Consider the following 19,883-nt stretch of genomic DNA (forward strand, 5'->3'; position numbering starts at 1 on the left):
CCACCGTGCAGATCACGGTATCCCCACTGCGCGACCTCCATGCTCTGGAGGTCCATGCACTCTACAAACTGCGCGTCGACATCTTCGTCCACGAGCAGCAGTGCCCCTACGCAGAAATCGACACCACCGATGCCCTCAACACCACGCAGCACATCCTCGCGTGGAACGACAACGGTGACCTTCTTGGCTGTGCCCGTGTGTTTTCAGGTGACCACGGCACCCACATCGGTCGATTCGTCGTGATCCCTACAGCACGAAAAACGGGGATTGCACACGAGATACTCACCCGAGCCATCGAACTCGGCGGAAACTACCTCGAAGCACAATCCCCACTCGTGGGCTACTACGCCCGCTACGGATTTAGCCCCTGCGGCGCGGAATTCCTCGACGAATCAATCCCGCACACGCCCATGAAACGCTAACCCTTCAGCTCAGATACCGCTGCGCGAGCCGACTCCCGTGCCTGCTCAGCGGTATCAGCCGTAGCAAGAGCCACCGCCAACGTCTGCCCCACCACCACATTGACCTCCGGCATAGCCAACGCACGCGCAAGACCCGCACGCGGAACCTCATCAACCCCTACCTGCGACATCGCACCAGGACTCGTCAGAGTGACGTCGATAGGCAAACCCAACAGCGCACGCGCATGCAAATCAAACTGCCCAAACCGCTGCGTCGCACACGTAACAAACCCCGACAACGACGGCCCAATCGTCACATCAAAGAAATACACGTCATCCCCCTTGACAAACATCTCCACAACGAACAGCCCCCGGCAACCAATCGCATTCGTAATACGCGCAGCCACACTCCGCGCATTATCCAACGTCGCAGCACCCAACGAAAACGGCTGCATCCCCTCACTAATCGGCTCGCAATACCACGTAGCCAACTCCCCCGTCGCAGGATCCACAGAACGCACCGCAACCATGCTGATCTTGCAATCAAAATCAACAAAATTCTCCACCACACACTCACCACGCCACTGCACATCCTCCGGCGAACGCACAACCTCAACCGAATCCCCCTTCACAACACAAGGGAAACCCAACTGAGCCGCAGCAACCTCCAACTCATCCGGATTAGACGCAACCGCATAACGCGGCACCGGAAGCCCCAAATCCCGCGTAGCCTTCTGCAACAACGCCGCACGTGACCAACGCGGCACCCCCACCGAAATCGAACCATCTGGATCAACATCAGTCACAACAATGCCCAAACGTTCAAAAGAAAACCGCAGTTCCCGCACCAAATCAGGGTCGCCAACCAGAGAGACTTTAGTGGCATTATCTGTGATGAGCTCAGGAGTAAACATTTCTTTAGCCTACATACGCTAAAGTTCGACTATGGCTTACCACGCAGATTCAGCAGATCTTGAAACAAAGGAAATCCTGACCTGGGAAGGATTCGGCATTGCTAATCGCGAACTCGCGCAGCAAATCGTAGACAGCGACTACACCCCAGACATCATCGTCGCCGTCGCCCGCGGCGGACTCGTCCCAGCCGGCGCACTGTCCTACTCCATGGGCATCAAACTATCCGACGCCATCAACGTAGAGTTCTACACCGACGTCAACGAAACTCTCCCTGACCCAGTCCTCCTTGAGCCACTGCTTGACACCAACTCCATCAGAGGCAAAAAAGTGCTCGTCGTCGACGATGTCGCCGACTCCGGCCGCACTCTCGACCTTGTGCTCAAACTACTCGAAAATCACGGCGCAGAAGTACGATCCGCAGTGATCTACGCCAAGAGCCGATCCATCGTCGCCCCGAACTACATCTGGAAGCGTACCGACGAGTGGATCGTGTTCCCATGGTCTGCTGAGCCACCAGTGACCAAGGCTTAGGGGCTGGAGAGCCCGGTTGCCCCTGAATGGGGGCAAGTTGGCTGGTACTTCACACCAAATCCGGTCGAACCGACCCACAAGACGCGATTTGGTGTGAAATACTGCTAGTTTTTCCACTTATGGGGGTAACGGGGAATAACTACACCAAGATTTTTCATCGCATGTACTGGGACGGCACTCCTACGCCGACACAGTTGGCGCAGGAACTATCCAAACACGGATTAGCAATCACGGGTATAAGCCTGTGGCAGCTCTACAACGGCACGCTGCAGTTTCCGATCCATGTTGCTACCGAACGGCAGCTCAAGTCCACGCAGTGGGTCACGTTTCATCGCCGCAAGCAGCTGCGATGCTGCCCAGCAGGCGTCTTCAGCGTTGAGTACCCAGTACTAGCGATCACAGGCCTGAGCGACGCCCAGGGCATTGAGACTTTAGAGGGCGCGTATGCAAAGGCTCAGGGGGCAAAGTTTGCGGCTGAGCACGCTCGGCAATATGTCCCGCAACGTAATCGTGAGCTGCTGCGGCGCACGGTGGTGGGCGTGGACAGTCCACCGGAGAAGTTGCTGATTACGGCGTTGCGGGAGCAGGGTATCAATTGCCACGCGAATGTGTTGGTGGGTGATTATCGCTGGGATATTCAGTTGGATCGGCACCGTGTTCTTATCGAGGTCGACGGCTTTGAGTTTCACCGTTATAAACCCGAGAATCAGCACGCATTTGCCCGCGATCGCTGGAAGACTAACGACGCCACCCTGCGTGGCTACCTTTGCCTGCGCTACGCGGCACAGTCGGTTTATCGCCACACTGCGGTGATTGTGGATCAAGTGCAAGCAGCAATAAGGGTAGCCCCGCGCAGGAGCTACCCTTTTGATGCGTCCGCGATGTGGCATCGCGGGTGTTGGAAGTGGAATTAGAGCTTCACTTCGTGGACGGTGTCGCCGTCGAGGATGTATGCGCGATCCTTCACGATGGCAAGGTCGGAGCCTTCTACAGGGAGGTTGGCTGCGTCCTTGACGGTGAAGTCTTTCATGTTCACGCGAACGAGGCAGTTGTGCTGCTTGGACAGTAGGTAGAGGACGTCGCCACGCATGTCGGCACCGACTGGGTAGTAGTCGCCTTCGAGTACACCCTCGCGGACCAACTTGTTGTCCTTCTTGGAGAACTCGCTCACCACGATCTGCTCAGCGCGCTCGTGAGGAACGCTCACGGTAATGAAGGTGTCGCTCTTAGCGTCGGAGGCAACGCTCATGGTGTACTGCATGCGGGCGCGGATGGTGCGCAACTCAGGGCGGCCCTTGGAATCGAACAGTGGCATCACATCGCCGGAGGACTCAAGGAAGTCCTTCCACGCGATGTAGTCGTCCACGTCCTTGGTTACCAGTGCACCGTAGAGGGTCTTGTTCTGCGCGATACCTGCAAGGCCACCAGGCTCGAAGAAGGCGGCGTCGACAGTGTTGTGGATGTCCGAGCCATTAGGAACATCGAGGTGAGCAAACGACGTTGCCTCCTTGAAGTCCTTGGTGAAGAACAAGGAGCCATCCTGGGTGACCAAGCCGAACTGCTCACCATCATGAGCGATACCAGCGAACTTGCCGTCAATGCCGATCTGCTTCGAAGAAACCAGCTCCAACTTCTTGCCGTCTACAGGCGACTCATCGAAATCGAAGGTACCAGGGGCTGGCGCATTGAACTTGTGCAAACGAATATCAGACAGCGACTCATACTGGTGCTCCTTGTCCCAGTACTTAGCATTCTGCGCAATGTTAAAGGTGAAACGAGCAGGGTCGCCAGCACCAGCATAAGGTGGAATACCGTTACCGAAAAGGAATTGCACACAGTTAGTGCACGTAATCGCAATCGCAACGATGGCAACAAAACGAGTAGCAGGACCGAAATCCTTGACCTCAGCCTCAGAGGAAATGAACTCCTGCTGGAGCGCTTTATCCTTACCGATGAAAATCAAACCAATGGCAAGAACGCCGATAACAACCCAGTAGACCAAAATGCCCCACGTGTAGGTGTGTACACCGAGCACAGCGTCGCCGAAGCCCTGACCCAAGTCAGCGCTAGCGCGGCCACCCCAGTGGCGCACCGTGGTGTAAAGGTAGTAGAAAGCCACCAAAAGCAAAGTGACAATGTAGCGCATACGTGCGCCATAACGCAGGATAAAGACACCCAAAGCGCCAATCAAAACCATGCCGAAGCGCTCATTACCGCACAAAATACATGGGGCTTCACCATGGAAGAATCCGAGGTAAATGTTGGCCACACCGACAGGGAATGCCATGATGACGAATACAGCAGCGGCAAGAATAAAACGGAAAACTTTGGCATTTAACATTTAGAGATTCACCGCCGGAACAATCGACGTTGCAGAACCCATAAAGAACATGAGAACAGACATGGCAAAAGAGGCTACGAGCAGGCCGAATGCCAACTTTTCTTTATGAGGCTTGAGTAGCACCAAAAACAGACTCGCTGCACACAAGCTGTAGAAAACAAACTCCACGAGGAAGCCTTTCCTAGAGGGGAAAATAGGGACTTCTTAAGCATAATTACCACATCACAAAATTCTAAGTTTTGTTAAATAAATAACATTTTAATAAGTGTGATAACTCAACTACCTATCGACCAATTTCCCCACAAACGACAAATTATTTCTCCCTAAAATGAAAAACCCGCTGGATAACCAGCGGGTAAAACAAACAACCGTTTGAGGGCTTTAAGCCTCCATTACATCGTGGCACACGATGGTCTGGTCACGGCCTGGGCCAACACCAATGTAAGAGATACGGCAACCGGAAAGCTCTTCGAGGCGACGAACATAAGCCTGTGCCTTCTCTGGCAGATCGTCGAAAGTCTTGCAGCCGGTGATGTCCTCGTCCCATGCTGGCATGGTTTCGTAGATTGGGGTGGCATGGTGGAAGTCGGACTGCGTCATCGGCATTTCGTCGTGACGCACGCCGTCGACGTCGTAAGCAACGCAGATTGGGATCTCGCCAATGCCGGTGAGCACGTCGAGCTTGGTCAAGAACAAGTCGGTGAAGCTGTTGACGCGGGAAGCATAACGAGCCACCACGGAGTCGTACCAGCCACAACGACGCTTACGGCCGGTGTTCACGCCGACCTCACCGCCGGTGGTCTGCAGGAACTCGCCCCACTTATCAAATAGCTCTGTTGGGAATGGGCCAGCGCCAACGCGGGTGGTGTAGGCCTTGATGATGCCCAGCGAGGAGGTGATACGGGTTGGGCCGATACCGGAACCCACGCACGCGCCGCCCGCGGTTGGGTTGGAGGAAGTGACGAATGGGTAGGTGCCGTGGTCAACGTCCAGCATGGTTGCCTGGCCGCCTTCCATGAGCACATGCTTGCCCTCGTCGAGGCCACGGTTGAGCTCCAGCTCGGCCTCGATAACCATGGGGCGCAGGCGCTCGACGTAGCCGAGGAAGTACTGCACCATTTCCTCAGCGACGATAGCCTTACGGTTGTATATCTTGACCAAGGTCTGATTCTTCACGTTAAGTGCAGACTCGATCTTTTGACGCAGGATGGATTCGTCGAAAACGTCTTGCACACGGACACCAACGCGCGAGACTTTGTCAGCGTACGTTGGGCCGATGCCGCGTCCGGTGGTGCCGATGGCGCGCTTGCCTAGGAAGCGCTCCTGTACGCGGTCGAGAATCTGGTGGTATGGGGCCACGAGGTGTGCGTTGGCGGAAATGCGCAGGCGGGATGCGTCGCAACCGCGGGCAATCAGGCCGTCCATTTCTCCAAAGAGGGCCTCGAGGTTGATCACAACACCGTTGCCGAGGATTGGAGTTGCATTTTCTGAAAGCACACCGGCTGGCAGAAGTTTGAGTTCGTACTTCTCGCCGCCAACAACCACGGTATGTCCCGCGTTATTGCCACCGTTAGGCTTTACCACGTAATCGACCTGGCCACCGAGGATGTCGGTTGCCTTGCCTTTACCTTCGTCGCCCCACTGGGCTCCAACAATAACGATTGCCGCCATCTTCTTTTACGTCACTTCCGAATTGTTCGACGCCGTCCGAATCGCACGGACGGCTCATTGACGTTGCCTAAGTCTACTTCACTTCCCCGCCGCCATGCCATTACATGGCCAACACCTCAGCGCGCTGCGCGTTTTAGAGCCCGAAAAGGAAGGAGAACAGCTGACGAGTCAGTCGCCAGATCATGCCAAAGAAGGATTCATTTTTGGTTTTCTCCGGCGCGGACTCTGTGTCTTTTACCTCCTGTTTTTAACGTCTTGCTTGACGACGTCCCCCGTAGCAGCCACAGCGACGTGATCCGCAGACTCGACGGTCTGCTCCGCTTGCCGCTGGGCAGTGGTACAAGGACAACAACATTACGGTGATCACGGGCGAGGTCACGAGTGTCGACGCCGACCAGAAGAAACTGATTTTGAGCAATGGTGGTGTGACTGATTACGACAAGCTAATTCTTGCTACTGGGGGCCATGCTCGGCGCGGCGATACTCCGGGTTTTGATGATGACGACATCATTGTATTGCGCACAACAGAAGATGCGCTTGCGTTGCGAGAATCGCTCACCCAAGGAGCAACCGTGGGCATCATCGGCGCTGTTCTTATCGGCGTCGAGGTGGCGAGTTCTGCACGTTCGCTAGGAGCTCATGTGGTGCTCATCGAGCCTGCTCCTATTTCGTTGATCCCAGCGGGGGCTTTGAACTGGCGGAGCGCCTGCACGGACTACACGAAGATCATGGCGTGGAAAAGCATGGGGATCGATTCCATGTTTCTGTTGATGGTTTTGGCACCGTCTGTGTGGATTCCTTGCTGTTGTGCATCGGATTGGTTCCTGACGAGTCCTTTGGCCGATTCGGCAGAACTGGAATGTGACGGCGGCGTGTTGGTAGATCACGATCAGCGCACTGACAACCCCAGATATTGGGGCGATTGGTGATTGTGCTCGTCATAAGAATCCGGATGGAACGCTCGATCGCAGGCATAAGCATTGGGATTCCGCGATGCAAGATGCCCATGCCGCAGCGGCCAGCATTGTGGGTGACGCCCGTCCGCAGCGTACCGCTTCATGGTTTTGGACTGACTGCTATGGCCACCACGTAGAAGGCGTGGGCTCGATGACGGACTTGGACACGTCGGTGGTTCGCCCCGATGCAGAGGGTAGGCCCGCGGTGGTGTTCCGCGTAGCTGACGACGGCACGCTTCGTGGTGCTGCGTCTATTGATGATTCGATGGCGGTTCGTGCTGCTCGACGCATTATCGATCGCGGCATTGTTGTCGATCCAGCCCAGTTGGCAGACCCATCTACCCCTGTAAAGAAGCTGGCGAGGTAACCAAAATGACTGATTATTTACGGCGCGAAGACATTGGACTCCTACGCGCACCAATCGTTTGCGCAGGCAACAGGCGTTGTCGATCTCTGAGCCAGGTGGTCTTGCTTTTTACGACGAAACCCGCGAGTCCCTTGCGTGGCGTATCCGCCGCTTCGACTCCGGTATGGCGTGGGCTGAGGATCCACCATCGCGTACTCGCCACCTGATTACGAATCTGCGAGCCCACCATGCCACCGACGCTGAGGGCAACAAGTTTATCGAGGCACGCACTTCTATGTGTGGCGTACCAGATTAGAGCGGGAGCAGAACACGTATGTGGGAACGCGTACTGCTCTGCTTCGCCTCAGCTATCAGGGTTTCAAAGTCTGCGATCGTCGCATTCTTCTGGATATTAACGTGCTGGCCTCTAAGAACATCTCCACGTTCTTCTAATAAGGGAATTCTCATGGTTTCCGGTTCAACAGTTTTTATTACAGGTGGCGGCTCTGGTTTGGGTGCAGCACTCGCACGCAGGTTCAGTGAGGAAGGCGCAAATGTTGCCATCGTGGATGTAGATCTTGATCGATCGCGTGCGGTCGCTGAATCTTTGGATCCTGAACGTGTGCTTCCCGTTGCTGCCGACGTCCGCTCTCCCGAGCAATTCCACGAGGCCGTCGATAGTACTCTTGCCAAGTTTGGCCAGATCAATACCGTGATCCCCAATGCAGGCATTTGAGACTACATTCGGTCTATTACTAGGCGTTCTGGCGAACAGATCGGCGATGTGTTTGACGAGGTCATAAGCATCAACGCCAAAGGAGCGTTGCTCACAGCGGAAGCCACATGGAAAGATCTGATTAAAACCAAGGGCTCTATGGTGTTTACCCTGTCCAACGCGGCTTTTTATGCCGCTGGCGGCGGCGACTCATACACGGCCAGTAAGTTTGCCTGTCGAGGAATCATGTTAGAGCTGGCTTATTAGCTGGCTTCCGACCGCGACGCTGGGGCAATAACCAGAACCATCATCCATTCCGATGACGGAATTTCTGCGCGCGGCTTCGCCCGAATCTCAGGAGGTGACGACCTATGATCGTCCAAGGTGTAGACCACAATCCAGCAAGTCAGTGTATTAATCCGTGCGCCCAGGTGATGCCACTCTTGTCACCGCCAAGTTGGCGTCGTTACGCGCTGTTATTTGTGCCGGCGCCCCGGTGCCGCCTGCGTTGATTCGTCGCTACATGGATAAAGGGGTCGTGGTGCAGCAGGCATGGGGTTTACGGAGACGTCTCCCTTTGCCCCGTATCTGCCGCCTGCAATGACAGAAAAGAAGATGGGATCTTGCGGTGTCCCTATGCCCTACACGCAGGTCAAGCTGGTTGACACTGATACCGGCAAGGATATTAAAGAGCCGCGCGTTACCGGTGAGCTGTGGGCGCGCGGCCCCAACGCGGCCACAGGTTATTGGGACAACCCTTGAGGTGACGCAAAAGGCGTATACCGCAGGCTGGTTCCACTCCGGCGATCTGGGATATAAGGACGAGGACGGCTACTTCTATATCGTGTACCACCTTAAAGACCTCATCATCACCGGCGGCGAAAACGTCTACCCCGCCGAGGTAGAACGCGTTATCGCAGAAAATGATGACATCTTTGGAAACGCCGTGGTGGGCTTCCCTGACGAGCGCTGGGGGCGAAACCATCGTGGCTGTCGTCCAGCCGCGCCCAGGCGCCACCATTACTATCGACGCCCTCTGCGCCCACTGCGAGCGCCACCTTGTTGTTGTCGACGAGATTCTGCGCAATTCCGCAGGCAAGATCGATAAGATCGGGTTGCGACGCCTAGTAGAAGAAGAACTGACCCAACGAGCAGGATCGGCGGTGTAACCATGCGGCCGATCTCCCGATCCCCATTGCGACACACCTATCCCTCTGGCCGTCACGACATGGAGGTAGACCACAGCGATGCTGCCACCATGCGCACCGAAATTACCAGCATATTTGCCGACCATCACCAGTGCCGACGCGTCATCGTGGCAGTCGAACAAGGAAACGGCGCCCAGATCGCGGAGTGCGAAGCCGCAGGGCTGCACTACGTGTTGGACATACAACTGCGCACGTTAGAGGAAGTTTCCCTCATGGTTGCAGAGCTCAACTGGGTGGCAGCACAAACCAGCGATATTCACGATTTGGAGCTCACATGACTTTCAGGATCAATGGAATGACTTTTACTCGCGGGTGACGGACGTAGCCCAGCCCCTTAAGCTGTATCCAATTTCTGGGTCCGCAGAAGAGGTCCGCCTAGGAATTCCACTGCACGAAGCGATCATCCAGCCTGCAGGTATGTTTTCGGCACCATCGCTGTTCGGTTTGGCAGACATCAGCGGTACTTGGCTCGCCATGCACAATGTGCCACAGGGTGTGTTTCCGCTAGCAGTGGCCTCCAGCATTAACGTGGTGGCAAATACGCGAGACGATGACGTGTATTCGGTGTCGCGAATCGCGCGCGCTGGTTGCACGGTGATTGTGACAGACACCGAGATTTTTTCGCAGAAAGACGACACACTCATTGCCAAAATGAGCTGCACTTATTCGGTACCGCGCCCTAAGAAGGACGCCTAGCCTCCTAGCGTGTAGTTTTATCCTCATGCAGTTGCTTGCTTTACATTGTGGACCCACCGCAGACGTGGTGATTCCTGGTGCTACCCGCCTTGATGTGTCTGAGATCCCTACGCGCAAGGAACTCAAGGCGGTGGATGCGGCCGCCGCTGCTATTTTGCCGGTGGATCCCACACCGTCGTTGGATGAGATAGCGGCGATGCCGGATGTGCCGCATTTGGGCGAGCCGCAGTTCGCTCCGCAGCCGGTTCCGGAGGCGCTGCGCGTGGTGGTCGTTGGTAGCGACGCAGCATTATCGGCAGTGATCACACGTTTAATGCGGGCGGACACGATGTGGGTTGAGGTTGCCTACGTACCTACCGGCGACTCCCAAGTGGCACGGCTGTGGGGGCTGCCGGATAACGTTGCGCAGTTTGCGGTGGAAGGCCAGGTGCGCCCCAAGCCTCTCTTGCGTGACGACGCTGGGGTTGCGATCGCAGGTATTGCCACGGTGACAGCGTGGGACGGCGGGGAGCTCACCGGCGAGGTGATCGTGGACGATACTCGCCTTATTTTCCATGAGGGCAAGAAGAAAGCCCCACGTTATGGCGTTTTTGGTGCCCAGCTAGAATCTGGTGTGAATGCCCCAGGGGTTAGTGCCCGCGTGCTCACCACCGCTGTTGACACACCTGAAAGCCTGAGTTTCTTGCACAAGTTGCGTCCAGTGCCCCACGGCCAGCTCGGCGATCGTGAGCTCCACGGTCGTGCTCTGCAAGGTGGCGGCATTGATTTCCGTGTAAGCATTGATGGTGTGTCTAGAAAACGCCCCGTGGATCGTGTGACGGTGTATCGCCACCTGCGGGATCTGCAGTGCGTGCGACCTTAGTGGTTGGGATCGTCACGGATTTCGGAAGGATAAGCCGGCGATTCCGAGGTCAGCGCTAGGCTTGCCACCGCGGAGGCACGCGACATGCCACACACCTGCAACAGATCCACGATGATCGAACGGGTTTGGGCCAGCACCACTTGCGCGGACAGCACTTTGCCTTCGGCAACGCTCAACCCAGCGCGCGCCGCCATGGTTTGCAGGGTGCGCACGAGTTCTGGGATTTCCGCAGCTTCGGAGGCAGCACCGCGGCGATCATAGATGGCGGCGACGGCCGAAGTGACGGAGACGAGGTCGTCGATAAGCTGAATTTGCGCCTCAGATACTTCATCGCCGTCCTCGATAAGGACCTGTGCCCGGCGCGCGAGCACCCTCGTGTTGCGCATTGCGTTGTCAACGGGGTGCAAGATCCTCACAAAAGACCTAACTCGAGCTTTGGAACTCCACAGGAACGGCGAGACAGCGACCTCTTCTTGGCCGGATTTTGCTGCGGCGATCATCGCGTTGATCGCCGCTTGGGAGCCTCGTGCTTGACGTAAAGCCTCGCGGATTCCGTCCACGTCGCCGGTGCGCATGGCGGTACTGACCTGGGTGAGGGCGCCACTGGCCATAGTTAAGACTTTTGCCACTTCACGGCGGCCTTCGGCCAGTGGGGAATGCGGGAGCAACGCCATAATTAGGATGCCAAAACCACATCCGATGAAGGCATCGATCATGCGATCGGTGGCCGCTGCAGATCCCGGTGGCATGATAGTGGAAATGAGTATCGATCCAATTGCGACTTGATTAATAAGAAGCTGACTAGAAGATAGAAAAGTGGCAAGGAACAGTGAAATAAACACCGCTAGGGCCATCTGCCAGTAGCCGGTGCCAATTCCGTAAATCAGGAAGTCGCCCAAGCCCACGCCCAGCGAGCATCCTATCGACAGTTCTACGGCCTTTTTTAGCCTATTTCCCGAGTTCAGACCTAACATGATGATCGCAGCCATGGGTGCAAAAAAAGGTTTTGTATGGTGTAGAAAATCAAGTGCGACAAAGTACGCCAGTCCAGCCGCCACCGACATCTGCGCAATGGACAGCAAGCCGTGCTGCACCCGTTGATAGCCTTTACACATCCATAACATCAGCAATTCCTAAAAAACTCACTAGCGCCCATTAAGGGAAAAAGAACATCTACCCGTGTAAGCCACCTACCTTAGTGATTGTTGGACCATCAATCGAGGTTAGGAACCTAACATGAGAAAATCCCTCATTGCCATTGTTGCCGCTAGCTCCGTGGCATTCGCTCTACCTGCTCACGCCCAGCGCACACCAGAGCCTACCCACATCCCCGGCGTTGATGTTGAGGCGACTCCCTGCTTGTGCGTGCCGACGGCAACATGCTCGGCGTGTGCACCGTAGGATTCGTTGACACCGAAAACAACCGCGTATGGACCGACGCTCACTGCGGTGAGAACGGCGCAGCGGTTATGCACAACTTCCAGAACCCCATCGGGATCCTCCACCACGTCTATCCCTCCGAGTGGGAGCGGTTACACAACATCCAGGGCACCGAGTGGTCGGTTAACAGCCGCGCTTCGGACGTCGCATACGTTGAGATCGACGACCCAACCGTCTTGGGCCAAAACTACTTCTCACAAAACACCATCGCCCGCGACCCAGCCGTCGGCGATAACCTGTGCAACTACGGTGGCCGCACCGACCTCGTTGCCTGCACCCCTATCACCAACATCAACGGCCCAGTGGTCATCACCGCTGATAATGGCTCCGAGCACGGCGACTCCAGCGGACCAGCATGGATCGAGGGCAAGGGCTACGTCGGCCAGCTGCTCGGCTCCGACGTCGGAGACTTCACCACCACCGTGTTCCGCAAGATCGCCGATCAGGAGATTAACTCCCCTATCGATCTATCCCGCTCCCTGCCGTTCTACGACTTTGATGTGCAGAAGCTGCGCAACTCGCCAGTGACCACCCCAGCGTCCGCTGCCGACATCATGCGTGCCAAGGCAGTTCGCGACCGCGAAGCAGAACTCGAAGGCCAGGTTTCCCGCGAAGCTGATCCAGAAAAGAAGCAAGAGCTGGAGCGCGACCTTGAGAACACCCGTGCAACCAAGGAAGTTGTTGAGGAGTACGAGGTAGTCATCGACTGTGCCGAAGGTATGACCGAAGATGAGGAAAATGCTTTCCGCGAGTTCTTCCACGGCCTGCCATCGAGCTGGCTACAGGAGTTCCTCGGAGCATTCCGCCGCTGATCTAACGCATTAAAAAGCGCATCGCGTGGAGATTTCTTCTCCTCCACGCGATGCGCTTTACTATGTACACCTATTGTGCACAACAGGCTTTACAAGTCGTCATTCCAAATCTCTTTGACAGAAGCAGGATGCATAGACGTTGGCGACAAAATCTCCACAGCGGACCGACGCGACTGGCCACAGATCTGCAACAGATCCACCACCAGCGAACGCGACTGCGCCAGCACCACCTGCGCGGAGAGCACCTTGCCTTCACTGACCTCAAGGCCGGTTCGGGAGCCGATCATCTTCAAGTTATTGACCAACCGTGGGATCTCAGCGTTTTCCGACAGTTCAGAGTTACCAAAGTAAAGGTTGCTTAGATCCTCAGAGACTTCAGCAAGCTGCTCAATAATCTGAATCTGGCGACCCGACACCTCATCGTTGTCTTCACACAACACCAACGCACGACGTGCCAACACACGGGTATTACGCATCGCATTATCCACGGGGTTCAGGATCCGCATCATCGAGCGGATACGCTGACGCTGCGCCCACAACAGTGGCGACGCCTGAATCGTCTCCTTACCCATGTTCGCCGCAGCAATCATCTGGTTAATCTGGCCTTGGGTACCGCGGGCACGCACCAGCGCATCCACAATGCCATCAGTGTCGTTATTACGAAGCGCCTCAGCAACCTGACGCTGCACCTGGGCGGCCACCCCCAAAATATTGGCGATCTCGCGGCGCCCCGAACGCAACGGCGACTCCGGCAACAAAGCAATCACAGCAATACCAACAAGACCGCCCACCAAGGCGTCAATCATGCGGTCCGCGCCACCCGAAGTACCAGGCGGCAAGATAGTCGCAATCAACACCGCAGCAAACGACGCCTGATTAGCAACCAACACGCCCTTATCTGCGATCGTGCCCAACATAATCGACAACGACACCGCCACAGCGATCTGCCACACACCAGAACCAACGAAGGCGATGAGGACGTCGCCAAGCCCAACGCCGATACTCACGCCCAACACCAGCTCAAACGCACGACGGAAACGCTCGCCACCCGTAGTGCTCAACACAATCACCGTAGCCATCGGCGCAAAGAACGGCTCCGCATGATGAAACAGATGCAACGCCACATAATAAGACAGCCCCGCCGCCAAACCTGCCTGAATCACATACATCCAATTAGCTCGCAGGCGCACAACACCCTGCTTAAAGCGATTCATCGTCGCTACCTGTTTCCATGTCAAAGCCATGGCAGTGATTTTAGACCCCGCCCCCAATAGCCAAGCCCTTTCCCCACCGCTAATCGACGCCTATCGACGCAGCACAACCCCATTCAGACCGCCATTGTGATTTTGCCCTCAAGATTGTTTTCCAAGGGATCCCTAAACCCGTGAAACATATAAGGTACCCTCCAATCATCCTGCCGCAGCAGCCTAACCACTCCAAACCCCGAAGCCGATTGCGCAGGAAGCACAATCGGCTCTTCAGCATGCACGAAAACAACACCGTCGACGTGAAGCAGAAACCCTTCACACCCCCAACAATTTCACCCACGGAGTTGACAACCTATATAGGAACACCCCCTCATCCCTAGGGAACCGTTGAAGTTCAAGTGTTAAAGCCGCTTGTCTGCGTGAGCGCTGCTGGAGATTCATGGAAATGATAATCAGCTTTTGCGGGTACCGTTTCTCCAGGAAGTATTTTTCGATCCATTAAAAATATGATTCATGGCGCAAAAAGTATTCCTGTAGTATTTTTTGAGTCATGAAGAGTTACGAGGCGACAGAGATACTCAGCGATCTCGCATCCCAGCAGTGGGGACTGTTTACCTCGGCGCAGGCAAAAGATAGTGGTGTCGATCTTCCGTCTCTACGCCGATTGGAAAAACGCGGCGTTTTTACCCGCGTTCGACACGGGGTCTATGCGAGTACGACGACTGTATTGTCGACTGAATTAGAGCTCAAAGCCCAGTGGCTTTCCCTACAGCCGAATCTCATGGCAGCTGAGCGCATTAGCGATCCTTCATTAGTTGCTGACGCTGTAGTTTCTCACACTACGGCCGCTGAAGTATGGGAGATAGGGGATCTCTGGCCCGACGGTATCCACTTTACGGTCAATCGCCGTAGACGAAGCAGGCAGACAGACGTTCAGTTTCACCGCGCCGATCTCGCCGATTCAGACTGGGTTGTTCACCCTGCATCGGGCCTTCCTATAACCACTGTGCCCCGTACCATCTTGGATCTAGCACAATCTGGACATGAGCCAGACCACTTGCTCCATTTGGTCGCCGATGCAGGGAGGAAATACTTACTGACCGAGCAGGAATTGCTCGACTCTTTTTCTGGCCATGAAGATTCTTTCGGGCTCGATCAAGGAGACAGATCCGGGCTTAAAGAACTAGTTGACGAATGCTTCATTGACACTAAGACTGCCCGGCAAACTCGCCTATTGATAGAAGAAGCAATGCGCCCGCTCCAGGAGCAACTAGAAGCGATAGTAAAACCACTCACACAAAGTCTTTCCTGGAAAAATGCCATGCCGGTACCAGAAATGACTGTGTTTTCTGAGCTGGCAGAGACGATGAAGAAAACAGCCAGTCTTCCAAACATTTCAAAAAATATGTGGCCTGAAATCTATCCCCCCGAAACACTCTCGTCCGTTCTTTCGACAAGCCTTCCGCATACGCAAGTGTCACCTCCTGAAAAACAGCGAGAAAGTACCGAGACTAATGAATCAAATTCCGAAGTTAAAAAAGACGCACGGCCAAATCGCCAACGCTTTGAAGAAGGAAGCGAAAACACTCAACAAGAACCCCAATGACGTGTACAACCAATTCTTCCGGGAAGTCTTTCTACATGAGCTAATGAGACAGCAGAACGGATGGGTACTCAAAGGGGGAACCAATATCTACTGCCGCATCCCTGGGTCTAGACAGACTAAAGATCTGGATCTCTACCGACGAGATGACCCCACCTCATCAACAGGAGCTGCCGAATCTCTCGTGTCAGCAATGAACGGTTACAAAATAGGCCCTTATATTTTTCACGTCATACACCCTCGACAATCTGGAGGTGTAGGCACGGTAGATAGTGAACGCATCGATGTAACAGTCATCTATGGCATAAACAGTCGACTTGTTTCCTTCGGGGTAGACGTAAGCGGTGACCTTGAAGTAACTGGCACTGTAGAACCTGTGACTGTAGCAACAAGCTATAAGGTGCATACGGAATTTCTACCGCAAAGGTTCAAAGTGTATTCGTATCCTGTGGCTAGCCAGATTGCAGACAAAATCTGCGCCATGTATGAGCGTCACGGAAATACTCCACCTGGTAGAGCATCTACTCGTTACCACGACCTCTACGATGTAGCACTGATGGCTAGGGAGTTAACCGTGAGTGCTTTTGACCTTCGTGCTGCACTGGATACGCAATGCCGAGTGCGCAATATGTCTCTGCCAAACCATCTCACTATTCCGGATGAAAGCTGGAAAGACCAATACCCCATCAAAGCGAGGAATTTTGGAGATGAACAGTGGGGACTAACGGGACTAGACGAAGCACTACGAGTAGCTGGATTACTCATTAACCCTATCCTGAACAGAGAATTTAAAGAATCTGACCGAGCATGGAATTACACAGCACTACTGTGGGAATAGTGCTACAAAACTAAACCCCACTAAAGCTGACTACATAACAAAGCAACCAAGGGAGAGTTAAAAATACTGAAGTAGGTCTGACATGAAAGACAAACTTCCATTGTTAGAAACCCTGATGGGAATCGTCTGCGGAATAGTAGCACTCTACGGTGGAATACTACTATCCACAACACTCCCCATTCCTTTTGTACTCTATGGATTACCTCTGGCGCTCCTGCTTGCATGCAGTATCATTCTTTTCTTCATTTTCCTGATGCAGAAAACCCGCTACCTCAGCAACTGTTCATGGAAAGCCTTTATAGTTGTGAGGTTACCCTCGTTTAGTGGACACCTTGTTTGTACGGATCATGTGTCCGTAGGAGAGGATGTTCATTGTGAATCAACCGCGTAAGAAGTTCACGCCGGAGTATCAACGTGAAGCGGCGAATTTGGTGATCGAATCGGATCACCCTATCGCGCATGTGGCCAAGGAAATCGGCGTTTCCGCGGACTTGCTAGGCAAGTGGGTGAAAAACGAGCAGCAACGCCGAGGGTCATCCGACGGGGATGAGCGAGGCTGATCTTCGCGCAGAAATTGTTCGCCTGCGTCGCGAACTGGCTGAAGCCAAGATCGACAACGAGTTTTTGTCAAAAGCTGCTGCCTTCTTCGCTGCAAAGCAACACGAACGGAAAAGTTCGAGCTGATGCGGCAGGAGAAGGCGAACTACAGCATCAAACGCATGGCACGCCTGTTGAAAGTCTCCCAGTCCGGCTACTACAAGTGGCCCCATACCCAGGACCAACAAGCAGCCGGCAACGACGAGCGTGAGGCCTACATGGCAGAGGTTGACCACAAGATCAGGCAGATCTTCAACGATTCCGAGTGCGCCTACGGCTCCCCACGGGTTACTGCGGAGCTTGCTTGCCGCTACCGGATCACTTTGAACCGCACGACCGTGGCCAAAGGGATGCGTTTGATGGGGTTGGAGGGGATCTCACCGCGAATGTTCGCCCCAGTGAAGCCTCTCGACTCGCAGCGCACATCATCGATTCCTAACCTAGTCACACGCGTGTTTGATGCAGGTGAGCTCAATCGCGTGTGGATGTCGGATATCACCTACCTGCGCACTGGTGAAGGCTGGTTGTATCTGTGCGTCGTACGAGACGGTCATTCCCGCCGCGTGCTGGGTTGGGCCATGGACAGCGTCCACAACACTGATCTCGTGGAGCGTGCGTTGCGGATGGCGTACACGCTGCGCGGCGGCGGTGCTGACGGTGTGGTCTTCCACGCTGACCGCGGCGCGCAGTTTATGAGTGGGCTGCACCGGGGTGTGCTTCGACAATGCGATGGCCGAGTCGTTTTGGTCGACGCTGAAAACCGAGTTTTACAACCGTCGACGCTTCGCCACCCGCGATGAGGGGCTTAAGGGGCAAAAGGGGATGCGGACGGAATCTTGGAGGATTCCATTATGAACCGTTCCTACACCAACACGCAGAAGCGCACAGCACTGCGGGTCTACAAACGCACACAATCAGTGACTAAAACAGTCCGCGAACTCGGCTACCCAGGCAGATGGACCCTGTATAAATGGCTACGCGAGCCCAAAACCCCACCACAACCACGTAAACAAGCCAAAACCCTGACCCACTACCCATACGAAGTCAAACTTCGCGCAGTAGAACTTTTCCACAATGGTTGGCGACCAGCTGATATTGCCCAGGAATGCTGCCTGCACACTCACGCCAGCGTCTATGCTTGGGCGCAACGCTACCGTGAGGAAGGACAATGGGGCTTGATGTCGAAAAAAGAACGCGCAGGCCATGGCCGCATCCCTACTAAAGCAGCACTAGAAAAATCATTGCCGGATAATCCAACACAGTTAAAACAGCAGATGGCCACGCTGCTGGTAGAAAAAGCCGTGTTGGAAAAGGAGCTGGAAATTATAAAAAAAGACGTAAGCGTCATCCCCGGTCAGCTGAGTAATAAGCACAAAACCGACGTGGTTGACGCTTTGCGTAGCACGTTTCCATTAGCAATGCTGCTCGCTGCTAGTGGTCTTGCTGCATCCAGTTTCTATTACCACCTGAAAAAACGACGCATGCCTGATAAGCACGCAGCTATTCGCAGCACGGTGCACCGCATCAGTTCTGATTCACATAATACCTATGGTTATCGCCGTATCTGGTGGCAATTACGACATTTAGGCATAACTATCAGTGAAAAAGTAGTTCGCAGGCTCATGCGCGAAGAAGCAATTACGGTGCGGTTTCCGAAGCGGAAGGTGAAATATTCCAGTTATCAAGGAGAAATTTCTCCGGCTCCGCCGAACCTGGTCAACCGTTGTTTTCATGCCACTGCTGCGAATACGTTGTGGCTGACTGATATTAGTGTTTTCGCTGCGAATGAGGGGCGGGTGTATTTGTCTGTGATTATTGATTGTTTCGATGGCAAAGTCGTTGCTGCTAAGACGAGTGTGAATCCCACTATGGAGTTAGCAGAATCTACGCTGCAGGCCGCTATTGATGCTGAGGGTCTTCCACCGGATGGTTCATTAGTGATTCATTCAGATCGTGGTGTGCATTACCGTGGTCGGAGTTGGCATAGTCTGACTGCGAAATATGGCATCGTTCGTTCGATGTCGAAAAAGGGGTGTAGTCCTGACAATGCGGCATGCGAGGGGTTTTTCGGGCGGATGAAAAATGAGATGTATTACGGCAAGAGGTGGCAGACAATCCAAGAGCTTGACGATGCCATTGCTGCTTATATCGAGTTTTATAACAATCATCGCATTAAAGTTAGTCTCAATGGTATGAGTATCGCGCGTTATCGCATGGCTGCGGTAGCGTGAGGTTGAAAGTGTCTAACAAAACGTCCGCATCCCCCTTCGACTTTTAGCTTCGTCGCTGGCTCCTTAAGTCCCCGCAATTTTTTTAAGTACGCGTTTTCTGCCCGTAGTTTCTCCACCTCACGGTGCAGCCGGTCTTCCTTAGTCAATGGCTTCGAACGGGCACTGCCTTTAGGTCTGTCCTTCGGTTTCGGCCGAAGTGCCTCATCACCACCTGTACGCTAGGCACGCACCCAATGGGAGACAAGTTGCTGCGAAGACGGCTCGAATTCCCAAGGCAAGATCTATCTTGGACTGGCCAGTGTTGAAACGATCAACGATCTGTTTTTTAACTTCGAAGGAATGGTGCTGTTTCGTTGGGTTTTTCACAAGACACAGCCTGCCATGAAGTTTGAATCGGCGTAGAAGTTTTCGCACCGCATATTTGCTAACGCTCAACTGACGAGACGCTGCGCTGTAGCCTATTCCATGTTCAAACAAGTCAACGAGCTGCTCCCGCTGCTGCTGGCTTAGAG

23 protein-coding genes and 4 pseudogenes are annotated in these 19,883 nt (G+C 54.4%); 20 read left to right on the forward strand and 7 right to left on the reverse strand.

The features are described from left to right. Positions 1–5 precede the first annotated feature (5 nt). On the forward strand, positions 6–422 hold the full coding sequence (locus ABMV07_RS11825) for a GNAT family N-acetyltransferase (protein WP_088267829.1): 417 nt from the start codon (positions 6–8) through the stop codon (positions 420–422). Here the strand turns inward: ABMV07_RS11825 and ABMV07_RS11830 are convergent. Further along, positions 419–1,315, reverse strand: a complete 897-nt coding sequence (locus ABMV07_RS11830; RefSeq protein ID WP_088267828.1) for an ATP-grasp domain-containing protein — start codon at positions 1,313–1,315, stop codon at positions 419–421. The genes ABMV07_RS11825 and ABMV07_RS11830 overlap by 4 nt on opposite strands. Before the next feature lie 31 nt (positions 1,316–1,346). Here ABMV07_RS11830 and ABMV07_RS11835 point away from each other — a divergent pair, with 31 nt between their 5' ends. Beyond that, entirely contained in the window at positions 1,347–1,847 is a 501-nt protein-coding gene (locus tag ABMV07_RS11835) for a phosphoribosyltransferase (protein ID WP_003853372.1), read from the forward strand. Positions 1,848–1,873: 26 nt separating this feature from the next. Beyond that, positions 1,874–2,761, forward strand: coding sequence for a DUF559 domain-containing protein (locus ABMV07_RS11840; RefSeq protein ID WP_196981233.1), 888 nt, complete (start codon positions 1,874–1,876; stop codon positions 2,759–2,761). Here ABMV07_RS11840 and ABMV07_RS11845 read toward each other — a convergent pair. The 3 genes from ABMV07_RS11845 to ABMV07_RS11855 all read right to left on the reverse strand — a co-directional run bounded on the left by ABMV07_RS11845 (position 2,758) and on the right by ABMV07_RS11855 (position 5,859). Then, complete coding sequence (locus ABMV07_RS11845; RefSeq protein WP_088267826.1) at positions 2,758–4,188, reverse strand: disulfide bond formation protein B; 1,431 nt, start codon at positions 4,186–4,188, stop codon at positions 2,758–2,760. The genes ABMV07_RS11840 and ABMV07_RS11845 overlap by 4 nt on opposite strands. Continuing rightward, positions 4,189–4,356, reverse strand: coding sequence for a hypothetical protein (locus ABMV07_RS11850; protein WP_003853379.1), 168 nt, complete (start codon positions 4,354–4,356; stop codon positions 4,189–4,191). Positions 4,357–4,569: 213 nt separating this feature from the next. Then, complete coding sequence (locus ABMV07_RS11855; RefSeq protein ID WP_374064631.1) at positions 4,570–5,859, reverse strand: adenylosuccinate synthase; 1,290 nt, start codon at positions 5,857–5,859, stop codon at positions 4,570–4,572. A 359-nt stretch (positions 5,860–6,218) separates the two neighbouring features. On the opposite strand from ABMV07_RS11855, the gene ABMV07_RS11860 reads away from it, so the two are divergent. The 9 genes and pseudogenes from ABMV07_RS11860 (at position 6,219) to ABMV07_RS11900 (ending at position 10,642) form a co-directional block, all read left to right on the forward strand. Beyond that, positions 6,219–6,788, forward strand: a complete 570-nt coding sequence (locus tag ABMV07_RS11860) for an FAD-dependent oxidoreductase (protein WP_312876034.1) — start codon at positions 6,219–6,221, stop codon at positions 6,786–6,788. Between the two features lie 64 nt (positions 6,789–6,852). Further along, the gene (locus tag ABMV07_RS11865; RefSeq protein WP_234913993.1) at positions 6,853–7,182 is read left to right on the forward strand and encodes an oxidoreductase C-terminal domain-containing protein; all 330 of its coding nucleotides are present in this window, start codon (positions 6,853–6,855) and stop codon (positions 7,180–7,182) included. 31 nt (positions 7,183–7,213) lie between these two features. Continuing rightward, positions 7,214–7,614: pseudogene (locus tag ABMV07_RS11870) on the forward strand (aromatic-ring-hydroxylating dioxygenase subunit beta); the annotation flags it as partial. A gap of 13 nt (positions 7,615–7,627) precedes the next feature. After that, a pseudogene (locus ABMV07_RS11875) lies at positions 7,628–8,143 on the forward strand (SDR family NAD(P)-dependent oxidoreductase). A gap of 285 nt (positions 8,144–8,428) precedes the next feature. Next, entirely contained in the window at positions 8,429–8,638 is a 210-nt protein-coding gene (locus tag ABMV07_RS11880; RefSeq protein ID WP_234914318.1) for an AMP-binding protein, read from the forward strand. 161 nt (positions 8,639–8,799) lie between these two features. Continuing rightward, on the forward strand, positions 8,800–9,045 hold the full coding sequence (locus ABMV07_RS11885; RefSeq protein WP_234914319.1) for a hypothetical protein: 246 nt from the start codon (positions 8,800–8,802) through the stop codon (positions 9,043–9,045). Between the two features lie 2 nt (positions 9,046–9,047). Then, on the forward strand, positions 9,048–9,362 hold the full coding sequence (locus ABMV07_RS11890; RefSeq protein WP_197692078.1) for a hypothetical protein: 315 nt from the start codon (positions 9,048–9,050) through the stop codon (positions 9,360–9,362). Between the two features lie 34 nt (positions 9,363–9,396). Beyond that, entirely contained in the window at positions 9,397–9,780 is a 384-nt protein-coding gene (locus tag ABMV07_RS11895) for a PaaI family thioesterase (protein ID WP_327786538.1), read from the forward strand. Between the two features lie 25 nt (positions 9,781–9,805). Next, complete coding sequence (locus tag ABMV07_RS11900) at positions 9,806–10,642, forward strand: hypothetical protein (RefSeq protein WP_197692077.1); 837 nt, start codon at positions 9,806–9,808, stop codon at positions 10,640–10,642. Here the strand turns inward: ABMV07_RS11900 and ABMV07_RS11905 are convergent. Further along, complete coding sequence (locus tag ABMV07_RS11905; protein ID WP_374064632.1) at positions 10,639–11,766, reverse strand: aromatic acid exporter family protein; 1,128 nt, start codon at positions 11,764–11,766, stop codon at positions 10,639–10,641. The genes ABMV07_RS11900 and ABMV07_RS11905 overlap by 4 nt on opposite strands. A gap of 112 nt (positions 11,767–11,878) precedes the next feature. Between ABMV07_RS11905 and ABMV07_RS11910 the strand changes: the two are divergent. Then, positions 11,879–12,894, forward strand: a pseudogene (locus tag ABMV07_RS11910) (hypothetical protein). 89 nt (positions 12,895–12,983) lie between these two features. On the opposite strand, the gene ABMV07_RS11915 reads toward ABMV07_RS11910, so the two are convergent. Beyond that, positions 12,984–14,108 (reverse strand): FUSC family protein, encoded by a 1,125-nt coding sequence (locus ABMV07_RS11915; RefSeq protein ID WP_197694986.1) that lies wholly within the window; start codon positions 14,106–14,108, stop codon positions 12,984–12,986. Between the two features lie 544 nt (positions 14,109–14,652). Between ABMV07_RS11915 and ABMV07_RS11920 the strand changes: the two genes are divergently transcribed. From ABMV07_RS11920 to ABMV07_RS11950, 7 genes are all read left to right on the forward strand, one after another. Further along, a complete protein-coding gene (locus ABMV07_RS11920) occupies positions 14,653–15,708 on the forward strand; it encodes a type IV toxin-antitoxin system AbiEi family antitoxin domain-containing protein (protein WP_196981693.1) in 1,056 nt (351 codons plus the stop codon). Between the two features lie 43 nt (positions 15,709–15,751). Further along, entirely contained in the window at positions 15,752–16,543 is a 792-nt protein-coding gene (locus ABMV07_RS11925) for a nucleotidyl transferase AbiEii/AbiGii toxin family protein (RefSeq protein ID WP_374064633.1), read from the forward strand. A gap of 82 nt (positions 16,544–16,625) precedes the next feature. Beyond that, positions 16,626–16,934 carry a hypothetical protein gene (locus tag ABMV07_RS11930; RefSeq protein ID WP_197692309.1) on the forward strand — a complete coding sequence of 103 codons (309 nt, stop codon included), beginning with the start codon at positions 16,626–16,628 and terminating at the stop codon, positions 16,932–16,934. Then, positions 16,918–17,103 (forward strand): transposase, encoded by a 186-nt coding sequence (locus ABMV07_RS11935; RefSeq protein WP_327786552.1) that lies wholly within the window; start codon positions 16,918–16,920, stop codon positions 17,101–17,103. The genes ABMV07_RS11930 and ABMV07_RS11935 overlap by 17 nt, the downstream gene beginning before the upstream one ends. Then, entirely contained in the window at positions 17,090–17,227 is a 138-nt protein-coding gene (locus ABMV07_RS11940) for a transposase (RefSeq protein WP_196981696.1), read from the forward strand. Before ABMV07_RS11935 ends, ABMV07_RS11940 begins: the two co-directional genes overlap by 14 nt. Beyond that, a complete protein-coding gene (locus ABMV07_RS11945) occupies positions 17,227–17,940 on the forward strand; it encodes an IS3 family transposase (RefSeq protein ID WP_234917964.1) in 714 nt (237 codons plus the stop codon). The genes ABMV07_RS11940 and ABMV07_RS11945 overlap by 1 nt, the downstream gene beginning before the upstream one ends. 51 nt (positions 17,941–17,991) lie before the next feature. Further along, positions 17,992–19,371, forward strand: coding sequence for an IS3 family transposase (locus ABMV07_RS11950; RefSeq protein WP_374064635.1), 1,380 nt, complete (start codon positions 17,992–17,994; stop codon positions 19,369–19,371). A gap of 35 nt (positions 19,372–19,406) precedes the next feature. Here the strand turns inward: ABMV07_RS11950 and ABMV07_RS11955 are convergent. Next, a pseudogene (locus tag ABMV07_RS11955) lies at positions 19,407–19,853 on the reverse strand (transposase); the annotation flags it as partial. Positions 19,854–19,883: the final 30 nt, after the last annotated feature.

Origin of the sequence: Corynebacterium belfantii (assembly GCF_041898185.1) — a bacterium.
GTDB classification, from domain to species: Bacteria; Actinomycetota; Actinomycetes; order Mycobacteriales; family Mycobacteriaceae; genus Corynebacterium; species Corynebacterium belfantii.

Coding starts and splice junctions, on each gene's coding strand:
- ABMV07_RS11830 (WP_088267828.1), bottom strand. CDS start 1,315: ATGTTTACTCCTGAGCTCATCACAGATAATGCCACTAAAGTCTCTCTG.
- ABMV07_RS11835 (WP_003853372.1), top strand. CDS start 1,347: ATGGCTTACCACGCAGATTCAGCAGATCTTGAAACAAAGGAAATCCTG.
- ABMV07_RS11840 (WP_196981233.1), top strand. CDS start 1,874: ATGGGGGCAAGTTGGCTGGTACTTCACACCAAATCCGGTCGAACCGAC.
- ABMV07_RS11845 (WP_088267826.1), bottom strand. CDS start 4,188: ATGTTAAATGCCAAAGTTTTCCGTTTTATTCTTGCCGCTGCTGTATTC.
- ABMV07_RS11855 (WP_374064631.1), bottom strand. CDS start 5,859: ATGGCGGCAATCGTTATTGTTGGAGCCCAGTGGGGCGACGAAGGTAAA.
- ABMV07_RS11865 (WP_234913993.1), top strand. CDS start 6,853: ATGCAAGATGCCCATGCCGCAGCGGCCAGCATTGTGGGTGACGCCCGT.
- ABMV07_RS11880 (WP_234914318.1), top strand. CDS start 8,429: ATGGGGTTTACGGAGACGTCTCCCTTTGCCCCGTATCTGCCGCCTGCA.
- ABMV07_RS11885 (WP_234914319.1), top strand. CDS start 8,800: ATGATGACATCTTTGGAAACGCCGTGGTGGGCTTCCCTGACGAGCGCT.
- ABMV07_RS11890 (WP_197692078.1), top strand. CDS start 9,048: ATGCGGCCGATCTCCCGATCCCCATTGCGACACACCTATCCCTCTGGC.
- ABMV07_RS11900 (WP_197692077.1), top strand. CDS start 9,806: ATGCAGTTGCTTGCTTTACATTGTGGACCCACCGCAGACGTGGTGATT.
- ABMV07_RS11905 (WP_374064632.1), bottom strand. CDS start 11,766: ATGTTATGGATGTGTAAAGGCTATCAACGGGTGCAGCACGGCTTGCTG.
- ABMV07_RS11915 (WP_197694986.1), bottom strand. CDS start 14,108: ATGAATCGCTTTAAGCAGGGTGTTGTGCGCCTGCGAGCTAATTGGATG.
- ABMV07_RS11920 (WP_196981693.1), top strand. CDS start 14,653: ATGAAGAGTTACGAGGCGACAGAGATACTCAGCGATCTCGCATCCCAG.
- ABMV07_RS11925 (WP_374064633.1), top strand. CDS start 15,752: ATGAGACAGCAGAACGGATGGGTACTCAAAGGGGGAACCAATATCTAC.
- ABMV07_RS11930 (WP_197692309.1), top strand. CDS start 16,626: ATGAAAGACAAACTTCCATTGTTAGAAACCCTGATGGGAATCGTCTGC.
- ABMV07_RS11940 (WP_196981696.1), top strand. CDS start 17,090: ATGAGCGAGGCTGATCTTCGCGCAGAAATTGTTCGCCTGCGTCGCGAA.
- ABMV07_RS11945 (WP_234917964.1), top strand. CDS start 17,227: ATGCGGCAGGAGAAGGCGAACTACAGCATCAAACGCATGGCACGCCTG.
- ABMV07_RS11950 (WP_374064635.1), top strand. CDS start 17,992: ATGAACCGTTCCTACACCAACACGCAGAAGCGCACAGCACTGCGGGTC.